At 66.8% G+C, this 16,918-nt stretch carries 14 protein-coding genes; 8 read left to right on the forward strand and 6 right to left on the reverse strand.

Annotation, left to right across the window (positions count from 1 at the left end; genetic code table 11):
• Positions 1-385: 385 nt before the first annotated feature.
• Positions 386-1,654 carry a hypothetical protein gene (locus GQE99_RS15815; protein ID WP_161352605.1) on the forward strand — a complete coding sequence of 423 codons (1,269 nt, stop codon included), beginning with the start codon at positions 386-388 and terminating at the stop codon, positions 1,652-1,654.
• A gap of 73 nt (positions 1,655-1,727) precedes the next feature.
• Entirely contained in the window at positions 1,728-3,227 is a 1,500-nt protein-coding gene (locus GQE99_RS15820) for a fused MFS/spermidine synthase (RefSeq protein ID WP_202530864.1), read from the forward strand.
• 13 nt (positions 3,228-3,240) lie between these two features.
• Here GQE99_RS15820 and GQE99_RS15825 read toward each other — a convergent pair whose 3' ends face one another.
• From GQE99_RS15825 to GQE99_RS15850, 6 genes are all read right to left on the reverse strand, one after another.
• Positions 3,241-3,507, reverse strand: a complete 267-nt coding sequence (locus GQE99_RS15825; RefSeq protein WP_161352606.1) for a cupin domain-containing protein — start codon at positions 3,505-3,507, stop codon at positions 3,241-3,243.
• An 87-nt stretch (positions 3,508-3,594) separates the two neighbouring features.
• The gene (locus GQE99_RS15830; protein ID WP_161352607.1) at positions 3,595-4,716 is read right to left on the reverse strand and encodes an alpha-hydroxy-acid oxidizing protein; all 1,122 of its coding nucleotides are present in this window, start codon (positions 4,714-4,716) and stop codon (positions 3,595-3,597) included.
• 1 nt (position 4,717) lies between these two features.
• On the reverse strand, positions 4,718-6,121 hold the full coding sequence (locus GQE99_RS15835) for an FAD-binding oxidoreductase (RefSeq protein WP_161352608.1): 1,404 nt from the start codon (positions 6,119-6,121) through the stop codon (positions 4,718-4,720).
• A gap of 146 nt (positions 6,122-6,267) precedes the next feature.
• Positions 6,268-6,783, reverse strand: coding sequence for a MarR family winged helix-turn-helix transcriptional regulator (locus GQE99_RS15840; RefSeq protein WP_161352609.1), 516 nt, complete (start codon positions 6,781-6,783; stop codon positions 6,268-6,270).
• Positions 6,784-6,839: 56 nt separating this feature from the next.
• A complete protein-coding gene (locus GQE99_RS15845) occupies positions 6,840-8,381 on the reverse strand; it encodes an indolepyruvate oxidoreductase subunit beta family protein (protein WP_161352610.1) in 1,542 nt (513 codons plus the stop codon).
• Complete coding sequence (locus tag GQE99_RS15850; RefSeq protein ID WP_161352611.1) at positions 8,381-10,531, reverse strand: thiamine pyrophosphate-dependent enzyme; 2,151 nt, start codon at positions 10,529-10,531, stop codon at positions 8,381-8,383. Before GQE99_RS15850 ends, GQE99_RS15845 begins: the two co-directional genes overlap by 1 nt.
• Positions 10,532-10,977: 446 nt before the next feature.
• On the opposite strand from GQE99_RS15850, the gene dctP reads away from it, so the two are divergent.
• The 6 genes from dctP (at position 10,978) to GQE99_RS15880 (ending at position 16,918) form a co-directional block, all read left to right on the forward strand.
• Positions 10,978-11,943, forward strand: a complete 966-nt coding sequence (gene dctP / locus GQE99_RS15855) for a TRAP transporter substrate-binding protein DctP (RefSeq protein WP_161352612.1) — start codon at positions 10,978-10,980, stop codon at positions 11,941-11,943.
• A gap of 58 nt (positions 11,944-12,001) precedes the next feature.
• Positions 12,002-12,526, forward strand: coding sequence for a TRAP transporter small permease subunit (locus GQE99_RS15860; protein WP_161352613.1), 525 nt, complete (start codon positions 12,002-12,004; stop codon positions 12,524-12,526).
• Position 12,527: 1 nt separating this feature from the next.
• Positions 12,528-13,847 (forward strand): TRAP transporter large permease, encoded by a 1,320-nt coding sequence (locus tag GQE99_RS15865; RefSeq protein WP_235917260.1) that lies wholly within the window; start codon positions 12,528-12,530, stop codon positions 13,845-13,847.
• A gap of 336 nt (positions 13,848-14,183) precedes the next feature.
• Positions 14,184-14,768: a helix-turn-helix transcriptional regulator gene (locus GQE99_RS15870; protein WP_161352614.1), complete on the forward strand. Its 585-nt coding sequence runs from the start codon at positions 14,184-14,186 to the stop codon at positions 14,766-14,768.
• 6 nt (positions 14,769-14,774) lie between these two features.
• On the forward strand, positions 14,775-15,404 hold the full coding sequence (locus GQE99_RS21880) for a response regulator transcription factor (protein ID WP_161352615.1): 630 nt from the start codon (positions 14,775-14,777) through the stop codon (positions 15,402-15,404).
• 194 nt (positions 15,405-15,598) lie between these two features.
• Positions 15,599-16,918 (forward strand): nucleotide sugar dehydrogenase, encoded by a 1,320-nt coding sequence (locus GQE99_RS15880; RefSeq protein WP_161352616.1) that lies wholly within the window; start codon positions 15,599-15,601, stop codon positions 16,916-16,918.

Here is a 16,918-nt window from a genome sequence, read left to right on the forward strand (position 1 = left end):
GCAATTTGGATCGCGCGGCGCGCGTGCGGTTTGGCTGCGCCATTTGGGTTTCAGTGTGGCGCGACAATCCCTCTTATTCTTGCCCTCTTATTATCCAAAAGGTTAGTTCTGGAGGGGGATCGCTCCGGACAATATTTGATATTTATCAAAATATAACATGTAGTTAAGATAAATACATCCGCCGTATCCGCGTTGGAAACGGTATTTTTTCTGACAATTTTTCATCGGAATTCCGATTCTGTGGCATCGTCCTAGATCAATAATTTCTCCGGGGGGAGGAGCGCGATAGTGGGTGCGATCTGAATTTTTCAGATCGCCGAGTGGCCCGCGTATCCGGATATTTTCCGGGGCCGACATGGTCGCCAGAGCGAGGGAGTATTTCGAAATGTTGAACGTGTCCTCGGAGACGCCCGATCTGCCGCACGGTCTGACGGGGCGTTCGTTCAGGTTCCGCTTCGATGGGCGCCGCGCCGGCGACGACGTTTCCGTTTTCTTCGCGCTCAGAGACGCGGATGCGGCGCTCCTTTCGCCGGCCGCCGACGCGATCCTGCCCTATGCGGGTATCATGGCGCTTGTCGAGGGCGTGGACCTCGACCTCGGTGGCATGGAGGTCGATCCCGTCCTGCTGCGTGGCGTGCGCTCGGCGCTGGCGGAAACGGCGCGGTTGCACGGCAGGTTGCGCGTGCCCCGGATCGAAGGGGCGGTGGAGGTCACGGTCCCGGTGACGGGCGCGCCGGCCGCTGAGACGGGCGTGTTCTTCTCGGGCGGCGTCGACAGCATGTTCTCGGCGCTTCGCCATCGGGGCCCAGGAGCGGCGGATTTGGCGCGCCCGGTCGCACCGGCCACCACCGCGATCCACATCTACCACACGGACCGGCCCGTGGAGCCGTCCGCGTTCCGAACGCTCGACACGCTCGCGCACACGGCCGGGCAGCTCGGGCTCCGGTTCGTGCCGGTTCAGTCCAACCTGATGACGGCGTGCCGCAGCCTTCATGACCGGTGGGCGGATCTTGGACACGGCGCCGGCCTTGCCACAGTGCTTCACATGTTGTCCGGCGGGCTCGGCACCGGCGTCATCGGTTCGACCCATGTCTGGGGCGGGTTGGTTCCGTGGGGCTCCAGTCCCGTGATCGACCCGCTCTGGTCGGGCCGCCGCATGACCGTGATCCACGACGACGCCAGCTTCGGACGGGTCGAGAAGACGTCCTTGATCGCCGGGGCACCCGAAGCGCTGGACAGCCTGAACGTCTGCGACATCCGTATCGAGGGGAAGGGATACGAGAATTGCTCGGCCTGCCCCAAGTGCCTGCGCACGATGGTGACGCTCGACCTGTTCGGGGCCGGGGGCGAAGCGGCCGCCCCGAGCTTCGACTGGTCGGCGTACGAGCCGGGCCGCTTCGCGCATGTCTTCCTGCGCACCGACAACGAGCGGGCCTTCGCGACCGAGATCCTTGACGCGGCACGCGCGCGGGGGCGGGCGGATATCGTCGCGGCCTGTGAACGGGCCCTGTGGCGCGGCCGCGTCCTGCGCCCGCTCGCTCGGGCCGAGAATGCCGTGAAGGCGTCGCCCTTGGGCATCAAGTATCGCCGGGCGCTGAAATCCCAGCGCGACCGTGCCTACCGGGTGATGGGCTGGGCCACGAAGCGGGCCTGACCCCGGAAAGGTACCGAAATCCCGCCACCGGGGCGGCGTGGCTTCTTCCACCTCTCGGCTTTCCGCGCTGTCGATGTCATGCTCTTCCCTGTCAGATGCTTTGGGCCAATGGGAGGCAGCCATCCGGTTCTCGATCACGATCGCAATCACCCTGGTCCTCTCCGCCGTCGGCCTGACCTACGAGATCGCCGCGGGCCGGGCGCTCGCCCCGTTCTTCGGAACCTCCCTGCTGACCTGGACGAGCGTCATCGCCACGGTGTTGGGCGGCTTCTCCCTGGGCAGCGCGCTGGGCGGCCTTCTGGCCGAACGTCCCCGGCGGATCGCGGCGGGACACGTGCGCAGCGCGCTCGTGGCGACGGCAGTGCTCATGGCGATCACGCCGACCCTTCTGGGCCTCATCAACGGGTGGGGCGTGCGCGGCACGGCGGGGATGGTGATCACGGTGTTGATCGTCTTCTTCCCGCCCTCGGTCTGCGTGACCCTGCCGTCGCCGTTCCTGGCCAAGGTCGCGATCGAGGCGCGGCCCGGGCGGGAAGGTTCGTCACTCGGCATCGTACTCGCCGCGGGGTCGCTGGGGGCGATCTTCGGCGCGATCCTTGCGGGGTTCGCGGCCTTGCCCCTGATCGGCGCCACGGCGACCTTCGCCGCCTGTGGCGCGGCGGCGCTTCTATGCGTGCCCTTCGTGCGCGGGGGCGCCTCCGACGCGACCGGCACCGCAGGCCCGAACTCTACCGTCACCTTCGCGGCGGGCGGTCTTGTCGCCTTCGGCGGGCTGGTGGGCCAGCCGCTGTGCCAATACGAATCCGGTCTGTCCTGCCTGCACATCGTCGAGCGCGGGGCCGAAGTCCGGCTGTTCTCCGACGGAACCACGCAGGCGGCCGAGGTGACGTCCCCGTCCGACGAACTCGCGCTGCCCTACACGCAATGGCTCTGGTCGCGCCTCGACGCGGACCTTGGCCCCGCGCCCTCGGTTCTGTTCGTGGGCGGAGGCGGCTATACGCTGCCCACCAGGCTTCTCGCCTCGCGCCCCGAGGCGCGGGCGATCGCGGTGGAAATCGATCCCCTCGTGACGCGCGTCGTGGCGCAGCACCTGCCGCGCGCGGCGAAGATGATCTCGCGAACCGGCTACGACGCGGAAGGGGGCGTCGCGGAAGCGGCGGGGCGGCTGGGCCTCGTCCACGCCGACGGGCGCGTCTACATCAACGAGACCGGGCAGCGCTTCGATGCGGCGGTGATGGATGCGTTCTCCTCGGGCTCGGTCCCGGCGCACCTGGTCACGGTGGAGACCTATGAGCGCTTGCGCGCTATCGTGGACGGCCCGGTCTACGTGAACCTGATCGACCGTCCCGATGGCCCGCTCGCGCGCGGCGTGCACGCGATCCTGACCGGCCTTTACCCGCATGTGGAGGCGGTCGAGGGGCCGACCAGCGGCAATGGACGCGCCAACATCCTGCTCGCGGCGTCAGAGCGGCCGCTCGCCCCCCTTGCCGACCTCCCGGACGGTTACGGGCCGGTCGCGATTTCCAAGGCGCGGGCATTCACGGATGATCGGGGCTGGGTCGGCCACCGGTAGCGGAAGGCGGCTCCTACTTGCGTGCGACGCGGATGGTCGCGCCCTCGGGTCCCGCTTCTTCGGCGTGTTCGACGTTCGCCTCGAGAAGGCAGGTTTCGCCCGGACCGTAGCGCGGCGCGCCCTGCGCCGTGTTCAGTATGAACACGCCGTCGAGCACGTAGACGAAAGAGACCTGGTCGTGCACGTGCGGCGCGCTGCGGCTGTTCGGCGCAAACTGCACTTCTTTGGCCGGTCCGTAGCCCTCGGCTTTGCGGATAACCTCGAATTCTTCGGGGGCCATGCTCTCCACCTCGTCCCCGCGCGCGGCGTTGCGCCCCGGTCAGGTTAGCCAAGCCCCTGCCACCGGTCGATCGCCAATCGTCGGCCCTCAGTCGGTAAGAAGGTCGCGCCCCAGCCCGCTGCTTTCCGGCACGCCCAGGAGGGCGAGCGCCCCGTCCATTTCCGCCTTGAGGATCTCGATGCAGTCATCGACACCGGGGCGGCCGCGCGCGGCGAGGGGATAGAGAAGCGCCCGGCCGAGGCCGACCATCTGCGCGCCCAGGCAAAGCCCCTTGATCACGTCCGCGCCGCGCCTCACGCCGCTGTCGACGAAGACCGGGACGGAGGCATCCGCGACGGCGGCTTCGAGCCCCCGGATCGGTGCCTCGATCGCGTCGAGCTGGCGGGCGCCGTGGTTCGACAGGATCACCGCGTCCACCCCGAGCGCTTCGCACCGGCGCACGTCCTCGACCCGGCTCAGGCCCTTCACGATGAGTTTGCGGGGCCACTGATCGCGCAGCCGCTCGAGGGCGTCCCAGTCGAAGCTCGCGTCCATCTTGCGGCTGAGAAGGGCGGCCTGCGCCTCGAGGCTCGTGACCTCCATCGTTTCGAAATTCGCCAGTTTCGGCACGCCCGTGCGCAGGAAGTCGAGCGACCACGCCGGGTGCAGCGCCCCGTCGATCAGGGTGCGCAGGTCGCGGCGCGGGGGAACCTGGAACCCGTTGCGCTTGTCGCGCTCGCGGTAGCCGTTCACCGGCACGTCGACGGTCAGGATCAGCGCGTCGTAGTCGGCGTCCAGCGCGCGTTTGACCAGCATGTCGGCCAGCTCGCGGTTCATGACGTAGAGCTGGAACCACGTCTCGCCGTCGCAGGCCCGCGCCACATCCTCGATCGAGCCGTTCGAGGCCGTGGAGAGCGCGAAGGGGATGTTGGCAGCGGCGGCCGCACGGGCGAGGATCCGGTCCCCGTCGGGACGTAGGAGGCCGTTCAGGCCGGTGGGCGAGACATAGACGGGCAGGTCATGGGTGCGGCCCCACAGGGTCGTCTTCAGGTTGCGTTCGCTGACATCGACGAGCCGCCTGGGTCGGAAACGCCAGTCGTCGAAGGCCTGCTCGTTGCGGGTGAGCCCCCGCTCGTCCTCCGCGCCGCCCTCGAGGTAGTCGAAGACCATCTTCGGCAGGCGCCGTTTCGCGAGCCGGCGGTAGTCGTGAACGGAATACGCGGCCGCCATGTCAGGGCAGGACCTTGCCGGGGTTCATCAGGTTTCGCGGGTCGAGAAGCCCCTTGATGTCGCGCATGAGGTCGACGGCCACCTCGCCGTGCTCGTGGACCATGTGCTTTCGCTTGCCGATCCCCACGCCGTGCTCCCCGGTCGACGTGCCGCCCACCTCGATCGCGTGATCGACGAGGCGATCCGCGACGCCCTGGGCCCGGGCGACCTCGTCCGCGTCATCCGGGTCGACAAGAAGCACCATGTGGTAGTTGCCGTCGCCGACATGGCCCAGGATGGGGGCGTCGAACCCGTTCTCGCGCGCATCAGCACGGGCGCGGGCGATGCTTTCGGCCAGCGCGGACAGCGGCACGCAGACGTCGCAGGTCAGAAGCCGCTTCGGACGCCGGTAGTTCTTGCAGGCATGGGCGCAATCGTGGCGGGCCTTCCACAGGCGGTTGCGGTCCTCCTGGGTCCTGGCCCATTCGAAATCGCTGCCGCCCATGTCCTTCACGATCTCGCCCACCAGTTCGATGGCATGGTCGTTCGCGGGGCGCGAGCCGTGGAATTCGATGAAGAGATGCGGGCGCAGGGGCAGATCGGTCCCCGAGAACGCGTTGACCGCGTCGATCATCACGTCGTCCAGCAGTTCGAGCCGTGCTGCCGGCAGCCCGCATTGCTGGATCGCGACGGCGGCGTTCACCGCATCGTCCAGCGTGTCGAAGGACGAGATGGCCGTATCTGTCTCTTCGGGCAGCGGGAAGAGGCGCAGCGTGATCTCCGTGACGAAGCCTAGCGTGCCCTCGGAGCCCACGAAGAGATGCGTCAGGTCGTAACCGGCGGCCGATTTGCGCGCCCGGGTGCCGGTGCGCAGGATGCGACCGTCGGCCAGCACGACGACGAGCCCCCGCACGGCGTCGGCCATCGTGCCGTAGCGCATGGCGTTCGTTCCCGACGCCCGCGTCGCGGTCATGCCGCCGATGGACGCATCCGCCCCGGGATCGACGGGAAAGAACAGGCCGCTGTCGCGCAGCGCCTCGTTCAAGGCGATGCGGCGCATGCCGGGCTGAACGGTGCAGTCGAAGTTCGCGGTGTCCACGTTCAGAAGCTGCTGCATCCGCTCGGTGGAAACCACGATACCGCCGGAGGTCGGGATCAGCGCCCCCTCGACGGACGACCCGGCCCCGAAGGCCACGATCGGCACCTCGTGGGCGAAGCAGATCTTGCAGATTTCGGAAATCTCTTCGGTCGTCTCGGGAAAGCACACGCCGTCGGGGCGCTGGGGGCGGTGCCAACTTTCGTCGCGGCCGTGCTGGTCGAGGACCGAGCTCCCGGTGGAAAACCGATCGCCCAGAAGGCGGGCGAGCGCGTCGCGCGCCGCTTCGAGGTCGCGCGGTGCGGCGGGTTTCGCGGTGTGCGTGTTCATGTCTCGACCTCCCCAATCAGTCCCGTTCGGTACGCGCGGCAGCGATCCGACCCGGACGGTGCCATGCCGTCGCCGCGGGCGGCCGTCCCCGGGAAAAATATGACTTTTGATATGTTGCGGGGCAACCGAAATTCCCCGCACCCGCCTCAGCCTTCGGGCAGGGGCTTCGACAGGTTGGCCTCGATCCGCATCAACGTCTGGGTGAATACCTCGCGTTCGGTCTTCGACAACCCGTCGAGCGCGCGCGAGGTGTGGGCGAAGGCAAGATCGCGAACCGCTTCATAGGCCTTGAGGCCCTTCTCGGTCAGTTCGAGCGACCGGAACCGCCGGTCCTCGGCCCGATCGCGCCGCAGGATCAGCCCGTCCGCCTCCAGCCGGTCCACCATGCGGCTTGCCGTCGGCTGCTCGATCATGGCGTAGGTCGCGATCTGGTTCATCGTGACAGACTCGTTCGTGGCCACGACCGCCAGCACCCGCCAGTTCGAGATCGACAGGCCGTGCGGTTTCAGGTCGGCCTTGAGAAGCTGGTTGAGCTGGAACGTGGTGCGATTCAGCAGGTAGGGCAGGATGCGTTCAAGCACCACGACGGCATTGCCTTCGGGATCCTCCAGGAGGTAGGGCCTGACGGGCGAATGTTCCGCGAAATCATCGTGATCGTTCATCGGACGCGTCCTTTCGCTGCCCGCATATCCACTCGGTCCACCGGGGTCCAGCTCCCTCACTCGGCAAACGAACGGATGGTCGCGACGACGCCCTCGACGGGTTCCGCGCTGACGTCGTTCGTGGCCGCCGTCACCAGCCGCCGCGCCCATTCCGCCCCGTCGTCGCGTTCGGCCACCATGTCGATGCCGGTCATGACGATGTCGAACTTGGTCTGCCCGCGCTCGAACGTGTCGGAATAGCCCTTGATCAGCCGCCGGGCATTGGCGGTTTCGATCGCGAGCGGCGGGTTGGTCTTCGCTAGCCGTTCGATCCGCGCGAGCCAGGCGTCGCGGTGCGCGATCTCCTGCGCGTGGCGGTAGAGCCTGCGGCGCACGGGGCGCAGCGAGGCGAGGGTGGAGAGCAACAGGAACGGTCCGAGCCGGTCCGAGCGCCACCGACGCCCCTTCGCGAACATGCGCTCGACCAGGGCCGTGCCGCGCTTGCTGGCCGCGACCCGGCGCGCGACGCCCGTGGGCATGAGGCCGATGACCTCTTCGGCGCGTGGGTGCATGTACTCGGTCACCTGGATCACGTCCGTCTCCGTGACCCCCATGTGCCGGCGCACGCCTTCGGCGCGCCGTCCGCGGGTCTTGTGGTCGGCCACCTTGATCACGTCGTCGTAGCACATGGCATTCGCCAGATGCTTGGCCAGGGCCCGGGCCAGCGCCGTGTCGTCGCCGGCGGTCCGGGTCAGGAGATCGAGGTATTCATGGCCATAGGCCGTGTCCTGGAAATCCACGACCTTTTCGAGCCCGTGCAAGCCCATCTCGCGCGCTCCCTCGGGCAGCTCGGACAGGCGGGCGGCAAGCGCGTCCCACGCCTGTTTCTGGCGCGCGGGGACGTGAAGGGCCCGTTTCGGCGTGTCATCCGCCGGGGCCGTGTCTTCGGCCGGTTCCTGCGCGGACTGGCTTGCGTCGAAAGCGTCGGCGAAGGCTGCAAGGCTTGCGTCCACGCCCCGGCCGGAGGCCCGGATCGTATCCTCGAACGACGCCCGTTCGAAAGGCAGGGCGCCGGAGCCCGCGAGCGCGCCGAACATGCTGGCCGAGATGTGCGAGGCGCGTTTCACCGCGATGTCCTGCAGGTCGAGGCAGGTGAAGGCGCGGGCGGCCTTGTTCACGCGCTCCACGACCGGGTCGCTCGCGAGGATGCCGTCGCCCGGAACGGTCTTCTCCGACACCGCGTAGATGCGGTGGCTGGAGGCGACCACGTGGGTGCGATCGTCGGTGACGAAGCCGCGCGTCACGGCGCGACCGGCTTCCATGATCTCCGAGGCGACGACGATGTCCACGTCGCCTGGGGCAGGGGTCAGGCTGAAGATCGGAACGACGCCGGGATCCGGCATCATCTCGACGTAGTAGATCGTGGCGCCGGTGCGCTGGGCCACGCCGGGGACCGAGGTGGATTGCGCGACATAGCCGTTGGCTTCGGCGAGCGAGGTGATCCAGTCGGTCAGGACGCCGCCGCCCTGGCCGCCGACCGCGAGGATCGCCATCTTGATGATGCCGCCATCGTTCGCGGTCGCGGGTTTCGGGTCGAGCTGGGTGAGATCGAGGGACATCAGGCGGTCTCCAGTTCGATGCGCCGGGCCGAACGCCGGGTCTGCATTCGCGCGATGATGCGGCCGGTCAGCCGGGACCACCAGTTTTCCAGTTTCCCGGGATTGTGGATCACGTCGACCTGGTAGAACGACGGGCAGAGGATCGCGGCATCGGCGACTTCACCGCAATTGCCGCAGCCCACGCAGCTTTCGTCGATATGGGCGACCGGGTCGTCGCGCAGCGGGTCCTTGGTTTCCTTGAGACCCAGCGAGGGGCAGCCGGAGAGCCGCATGCAGGCGTGGTCGCCGGTGCAGGTCGCCTCGTCCACCCCGAAGCGCGGCACGGCGACCCGTTCGCCGGACTTGATCGCGGCATTGCGTTGCGGCCGCTCGCGCCGCTGGCGGTTCAGCATGCATTCCGAAGAGGCGACGATGACCTTCGGCCCCGTCGTCTCGGTCGTGAGCGCCTCCTTCAACGTGTCGCGCATGCGCCCCACGTCGTAGGTGCGGTCGATCGAGCGCACCCATTTGACGCCGATGCCCTTCAGCGCGCCCTCGATCGAGTTGTTGGTCGAGCGTTTCGGGTTCTCGGCGCGCGACGACAGGATGTCTTGCCCACCCGTCGCGGCGGAATAGTAGTTGTCCACCAGCATGACGACGCCTTCGGACTGGTTGAACACCGCGTTGCCGATCGAGGAGGTCAGGCCGTTGTGCCAGAACCCGCCGTCCCCCATGACCGAGATCGGGCGTTTCTCGCCTCCGCCGTCGAACGCGCCGTTGGAGGCGGGGCCCAGCCCGAAGCCCATCGTGGTGCCGCCGATGTTGAAGGGCGGCATGGTCGAGAACAGGTGGCAGCCGATGTCGCCGGTGATCTGGTGCGTGCCCAGCTCTTCCTCGACCAGCTTCATGGCCGCGAAGACAGGCCGCTCCGGGCAGCCGGTGCAGAACCCCGGCGGGCGCTGGGGGATGAGCTTGGTCAGTTCCTCGGGCAGTTCTCCGGGGTCCGATTCGTTGGGCGCGCGGTCCCCGTCGCGCAGCATGTCGGGGGCATGGGCCCTCATGAAACCGGTGAGGCCGTCAAGCAGGACGCCGCCCGTGTATTCCCCGGCTTCCGGCAGGTACTCCTTGCCGTAGAGCCGCGTCTTGGCTTCCGACTTGTAGAGCGTGGTGGAGAACGCCTGCTCGATGTAGTTCGGCTGCCCTTCCTCGACCATCAGGACCGACGACTTGCCCTTGCAGAAGGCCAGGAACTCGTCGTCGAGCAGCGGGTAGGTGACGTTGAGCACGTAGATCGGGATGTCCGTCTCACCAGTGACGGAGGCAAGGCCGAGCCGTTGCAGCGCACGGATCACCCCGTTGTACATCCCGCCTTGGCAGACGATGCCCACGTCCGCGGTGTCGGGCCCGAATACCTCGTTCAGCCCCTTGTCGCGGATGAAAGCGCGGGCGCGCGGCAGGCGGTCGTGGACCTTTTCCTGCTCGTGGTGGAACAGCGCCGGGGGCAGAACGATGCGCGACGTGTCGCGCTGCGGGTCCGAAAGCGCCTCGCGAACCGTGAGTGGCGGCCGCTTGTTTTCGCGTGTGACGAAGGACCCGGTGACGTGGCAGGCCCGGATGCGCAGTTCCAGCATCACGGGCGTGTTCGACGCCTCGGAAAGCTCGAACCCATCGTGGACGGCCTGCACCATCGAGGGCAGATTCGGGCGCGGATCGAGAAGCCAGACCTGGCTTTTCATGGCGAAGGCATGGCTGCGCTCCTGCAGGATCGACGAGCCTTCGCCGTAATCCTCGCCCAGGATGATGAGGGCGCCGCCCTTCACGCCCGACGAGGCGAGGTTGGCGAGCGCGTCGGACGCGACGTTGGTGCCCACCACCGATTTGTAGGTCACAGCGCCCCGGATCGGGTAGCTCACCGAGGCGGCGAGCATGGCCGTCGCGGCAGCCTCCGATGCGTTCGCTTCGAATCGGACACCCAGGGAGTCGAGAAGCCCCTCGGCATCGGCCAGCACGTCCATCAAGTGACTGATCGGCGCGCCCTGGTAGCCGCCGACGTAGCCGACGCCGGATTCCAGAAGCGCCTTGGTGATCGCAAGGATGCCTTCGCCGCGGAACACTTCTCCCGCGGGCACGTCGAGCTTCTTCACCTCGGAAACGAATGACCGTTCTGCCAAGCTGTCCTCCTCCCCGGCGTGGTGGCGCCGAAAGTATATGAATATTCAAATAATGGCCGGACGGCCGCCGCGTTGCAAGCAAAATGATGGAGGGCGGGGCCGGCACGCGGGGCAGGGCGGATCAGGTTTTTGTTCCCGGCGTGCCCGCGTGTGGCTAGGCTATCATGGTGAGGCGCCACCGGGCCACGGTCGACCCGGGGCGCGGCGCCGTACGCTTCGCCCGGCGGAGATTGTTGTGCGAATGCATTGACCGCGTGGGGGGTATATGTAAATTCATACATAGCGATCCGAGCGCCGAGGGGTCCGCGTCTATCCTGCGGAGCGGCACGAACGGTCGTCGAAAAGGTCCGGCCCTCAAGCGGAGGAGCCGTTGGTCGGATGAGAAAACGGGGCGCTGCTGCAACGGTCGCCAACCCCGGTAAAAGGATAGTCTTAGGGAGGATACCATGAAAAAGACGATCGTCGCCGCACTCGCGGCATCCACGCTTGCGACGGGCGCACAGGCCCAGGAAGTCCAGCTTCAGGCCGCCAGCTGCTTTCCGCAGGGCACGTTCTTTTCCCAACGCTTCGAGAAGATGATCGAAGAAGTGAACGAGAAGGGCGAAGGGCTCGTCTCGATCAACTACGTGGGCGGCGCGCCGGCCATCGGCAGCCAGCTGACCGTCGTTCAGAAGGTCGCGCAGGGCATCTACGACCTCAATTCCTGCACCGGCTCGTACTACCAGAACGTGGTGCCGGAAGCCGACGCCTGGAAGCTGCTCGAGAAGACCCCGGCCGAGATCCGTGAAAACGGCGGCTGGGACTACATGAACGAAATCCACAACGAAAAGAACCTCGAGGTCCTGTCGCGCCACCACTACGGCACGAAGTTCCACCTGTTCCTGGCCGAAGACTCCGCCATCGACTCGCCCGACCTGTCGGGCCTGCACCTGCGCACCGCGCCGACCTACACGAACTTCTTCAAGTCGCTCGGCGCCACCACGCAGGACACGAACGTCCAGCAGATCTTCACGCTGATGGAGAACGGCACGGTCAAGGGTTACGGCTGGCCGGTGCTCGGCCACCAGCCGGGCTGGGAGACGGTGACGAAGTACCGCGTCGATCCCGGCTTCTATGACGTCGACCTGATGATCATGGCGAACAAGCGGGTCTGGGACGGCCTGCCCGAAGAGGTGCAGACGCTCATCGAGGACGCCGCCCTGGCGCTCGAGGAGGACGCGGTGGCCAACGACGCAGCCCTGAACGAACAGGTCGCGGCCAAGCAGGTCGAGAACGGCTTCGAGGTGATCGAGTTCACCGGCGAGGAACGCGAGCAGTGGCTCAACGCCGCGCGTAACGCCGGTTGGGAAGGGGTCAACAACATCGCCCCGGAAACCGGTCCGAAGCTGCGCGAATACTTCGCGAACGACTGATGCTGCACGGCAGGCGGCCGCTTCGTCCGGCCGCCTGCCAACCATCCGGGAGCCCCCAGTGAATAACCTGTTCAAGTCATTCGACGCCGCGATGGGTCGGTTCTACGACCATGTCGGCACGCTGGTCGGCGTCTCGATCGGCCTCTTCGCCCTCGCGATCTCGCTCGACCTCGTCATGAGGCTCATGGGCATCGGCAACCTCGGGGGCGTGCAGGAGATCATCGAATACGCGCTCTTCGCCGGCGTCTTCCTCGCCGCGCCCTGGGTGCTCAGGCTGGGCGCCCACGTGCGCGTGGACCTGGTGATAAGCGCCCTGTCGACGCGGGCGGCCCGCGTCCTCGACCGGTTGCTCGACCTCCTGGGCTTCACGATCTGCGCGCTGCTCATGTTCTACGGCACCATCAACCTGCGCGATGCCTATGCCTTCGGCTCGATGCAGATGAAATACTTCAACGTGCCGGAATGGTGGCTGCTCACGGTCTTCGTGGTGAGCTTCGTGCTGCTGGGCATCGAATTCTTGTCGCGGATGGCCCGGGGCGGCGACGCCGCGGCGGACCACGACGACCTCAGCGGGGGCATGTGAGATGATCATGGAATGGTACTGGGCGCTGACGCTGCTGCTGGGCGGTGCGGTCGCGCTCCTGATCCTCGGCCTTCCCGTGGCCTTCGCCTTCTTCGCCGCGAACATCGCCGGCGCGTTCTTCTTCATGCGCGGCCACATCGGCCTGTCGCTGATGCCGATCGAGTACACGCTCTCGGTAACCAAATTCACCCTCGTGCCCGTCGCGCTCTTCATCCTGATGGGGGAGATCCTGTTCCAGACCGGGGTGGCCTTCCGGTCGATCAGTGCGATCGACAAGCTGATTTCGCGCATGCCCGGCCGCCTGTCGATCGTGTCGATCGCCGGCGGGACGGTGTTCTCGTCCCTGTCCGGCTCGACCATCGCGAACACGGCGCTGCTGGGCAACCTGATGCTGCCCGACATGCTCAAGAAGGGCTACCACCCGACCATCGCGGTGGGCCCGATCATGGCCGTCGGCGGCATCGCGATGCTGATCCCGCCCTCCGCGCTCGCGGTGCTGCTGGCCAGCCTCGCGGAACGCTCGATCACCGACCTGCTGATGGCGGGCGTCATTCCCGGCATCCTGATGGCGGCGAGCTTCGTGGGCTACGTGGTGATCCGCTGCAAGATCAACCCGGACCTCGCCCCGCCCACCGAGGCGCCGACCGAAAGCGGCTGGGCGCGCATCCGTCCGTTCTTCGTCGACGTGCTGCCGCTGTTCCTGATCTTCGCCGTGGTCGTGGGCTCGATCTTCTTCCGCATCGCTGCCCCCGAGGAAGCCGCCGCCCTGGGCTGCATCGCGGCCCTCGTGATCAGCGCGGCCTACCGCAAGCTCAACTGGGCGGCGCTCAGGAAGGCGCTGCGCGAGACCGCGAAGATCAACGTCATGCTGCTCTTCATCATCGCGGGCTCGCTGACCTTCGCGCAGGTGCTCCAGATCTCCGGGGCCACCGCGGGCGTTCTGGGCGCGATCCAGAGCATGGAGATGAGCCAGCTCACCGCGATGCTGATGATGATGCTGCTCCTGCTGTTCCTGGGCTGTTTCATGGACCAGATCAGCATGATCCTCCTGACGCTGCCCTTCTTCCTGCCGCTGGGCGAGTCGCTGGGCATGAACCCGACCTGGCTCATGGTCATGATGCTGATCGCGATGGAGATCAGCCTACTCACGCCTCCCTTCGGACTGCTGCTCTTCGTGATGAAGGGCGTCGCGCCGGCCGGGGTGCGCATCACGCAGATCTACCGCGCCGCGCTGCCGTTCATCACGCTCGAGATCCTGATCATGGTGCTGATCGGCCTCGTGCCGGCCGTCGCCCTGTGGCTGCCCGAGGCGTTCAAATAGGCGCATTCGGGGCGGGTGATGCAGGTGCATCGCATGCCCCGATGGCCGGGGAGCCGGCCGCTCCCATACCGCTGACGTAATGAGACCCGAGGGGTGCCTGCTCCTCGGGTCGAACTTTTTCGTTTCAAAACAGTCCCTTGCCGGCTTGCTCGGAAAAATCCTGCCGAGTGGCCGGAACAGGGGCGTCCGCATGGGGAACAATGAACCGGTACGCTCATTGGTATAGCGACGCCACTCAGTCTCAGATCCAAGGAACGATGCATGCGCGACCACTCATCCGCCTCGAACGCCGAACGAATACTTTTCGTCGATGATAACGAAATTCTCTGCGGAATGATGGCCCGCGAAGTCTCTCGTCTCGGGGACTGCACGTGCATGGGCTGGGCGACGCCCTCGGCAAAGCCGACGCTGGAAATCTCGAGCTTTTCACCCAGCGTGGTGGTCTCGGACCCGACGCAGACCAGCCAGTCCCCCGGCGCGCTGCGCGAAGCGCATCTCGCCATGTTCGGCGACCACGACAGCGTCGCCTACCTCCCGTCCGACGCCTCGGCGACCGCCCGCGCCTGCCTCGAGGCCGACTTCTCCGGCGTCATTTCCCGGGGCGAGGAATTGTCGGTAGTCATCCAGGCGCTGGAATCCATCGTGGCGGGTGGCGTCTACATCGACGGTGTCTTCGGGCAGGCGGGCGTCGCCTTCTTTTCTCACGCCCGCGACATCGGCGCTGACGACGGCCTGTCGGACCGGGAACGCGAAATCCTCTTGCAGGTGGCCCGCGGGCGGACCGCGAAAGAGATCGCGCGCATGTTGTCGATCAGCCCCAAGACGGTCGAGACCTACAGGTATCGTGCCATGAACAAGCTCGGCCTGTCCGGGCGGGGGGCCGTCTACGACTACGCGGAAGGACAGGCCTGGCTCGCGTGACCTGCGGTGGCTGATCCGGTCCATATCGTCATTGCCGACGAGAACCCCGTTCTGGTCTCTTCGCTCGCCGCGTTGCTGACCGACGCGCTGGCACTCGCCCCTGGCGACGTGTCCGAAGTCGTGCCCGTCGCCGCGACGCAGATCGCCGATGCCCGGCCCGACCTCGTCATCCTCGATCCGCTCCTGACGGAAACCCTGTCCTCTCTCGTTGCCGACCTGCGCCGCAGCCTGCCCGGCGTGGCGCTCGTCGCCTATGCCTCGCGCCCCACGACCGAGCTGGCGCGCTACTGCCTGGAAAACGGCTTTCGCGCGTTCCTGCCCAAGACGATGACGGCGACCTCGTTCCTGCGCGCGATCCGCGTCGTGCGCGACGGCGGCACCTTCGTCCACAAGTCCTTCGTGCGCGAAATGCGCGACATCGACATGGCCCCCGGTGCGGGGTGCGTGCTGTCCGAGCGTGAAGAGACCACTTTGCGCCTCGTGGCGATGGGCTATTCCAACCGCGAGATCGCGGCGCGCCTGAACCTCAGCATCAAGACCGTCGACACGCACCGCGGACGCGCCATGAAGAAGCTCGCGATCGAGACGCGGCCCGAATTGGTGCGCGTCGCCTGCGCCCGCGGCTGGCTGTTCTGAGCCCCTTGTGGGGCATTGCCCCACCGAGGGTGAGGGTTGCCATGAACCGGTTGCGCGAAACCCCGACCAAACCCCGACATGGTCCCGACTGATACTTGGCGTCCTGCTTGTCTACATCTGTAGCGAACGGCGCGGCCCCGGCTGCGCATTGCAGGACTCAAGCGACGCCCGGAACGGGCGCAAAAGGATCAAGGATGGCACGGATTAGCGTTTTCGGGATCGGTTACGTGGGGGTCGTCTCCGCGGCCTGCCTCGCACGGGACGGACACGATGTGATCGCGGTCGACATCGACCCCAACAAGGTCGACACGCTCAACGCGGGCCGCGCGCCGATCGTCGAGAAGGGGCTCGATGCCCTCGTCTCCGACACGGTGGGGAGCGGCAAGCTCACCGCCACGACGGACACGGATGCCGCGATCCGTGACACGCAAGCGAGTGTCGTCTGCGTCGGCACGCCTTCGGATCCGGACGGTTCGGTCGGGCTCGGCCACGTCGTTTCGGTCTGCGAAGCCATCGGCCGCGCGCTCGCCGGCAAGTCGGACTTCCATTCCGTCATCATGCGCTCGACCATCGTGCCGGGCACGATGGAAGAAGTCTGCATCCCGACCATCGAGGCGGCTTCGGGCAAACGCGCCGGTCGCGATTTCGGTGTCGGCTACTTTCCGGAGTTCCTGCGCGAAAGCACGGCGATCGAGGATTACGCCAACCCCGGCCTGATCGTCTTCGGCGCGCTCGACGAGACCACCGAGGCGTTCCTGACCGACCTCAACGCCGATCTGCCCTGCGAGATGAACAAGGTCGATCTGCGCACCGCCGAGATGGTGAAATACACGTCCAATTCGTGGCGCGCGATGAAGATCAGCTTCGCCAACGAGATCGGCAACATCGCAAAGGCCAACGGGCTCGACGGTCAGGCGGTCATGCGCATCCTGTGTTCCGACGACAAGGTCGCGATGTCGCCCGCCTTCCTGCGCCCGGGCTTCGCCTTCGGCGGTTCCTGCCTGCCCAAGGATGTGCGCGCCCTGCGCCACGTCGCGCGCTCCAAGGACGTGCCGACCCCTCTCCTCGACGCAGTACTCGACGGCAATACCGCCCAGATCGGGCGTGCCGAGGACATGGTCGACGCCGCGTCGACCAAGGCAGTCGGCATGATCGGCGTGAGCTTCAAGTCGGGCACCGACGACCTGCGTGAAAGCCCGCTGGCCGATCTTGCCGCCCGGCTGATCGAGCGGGGCCAGCAGGTTCAGGTCTACGACCCCTACGTGTCGGAAGCCTTCGAGATGGACCCGGACGCGGCCGGACGCGGCAACGACGTCGTGCCCGACCTGAGCGCGCGGATGGAGACCGACATCGACGCGCTGATCGACTCGTCCGACGTGATCGTGGTCGGCAACGCCTATCCGGGCGTGGCGACGCGCATCCGCGAAGCAGCCGATCGCAAGCGCGTGGTGGACCTCACCCGGATCGACCCGGGCCTCGTGTCCGGCGACGGCTACCAGGGCATCTGCTGGTAA

The organism is Maritimibacter harenae (assembly GCF_009882975.1).
In the GTDB taxonomy this organism is placed as follows: Bacteria; Pseudomonadota; Alphaproteobacteria; order Rhodobacterales; family Rhodobacteraceae; genus Maritimibacter; species Maritimibacter harenae.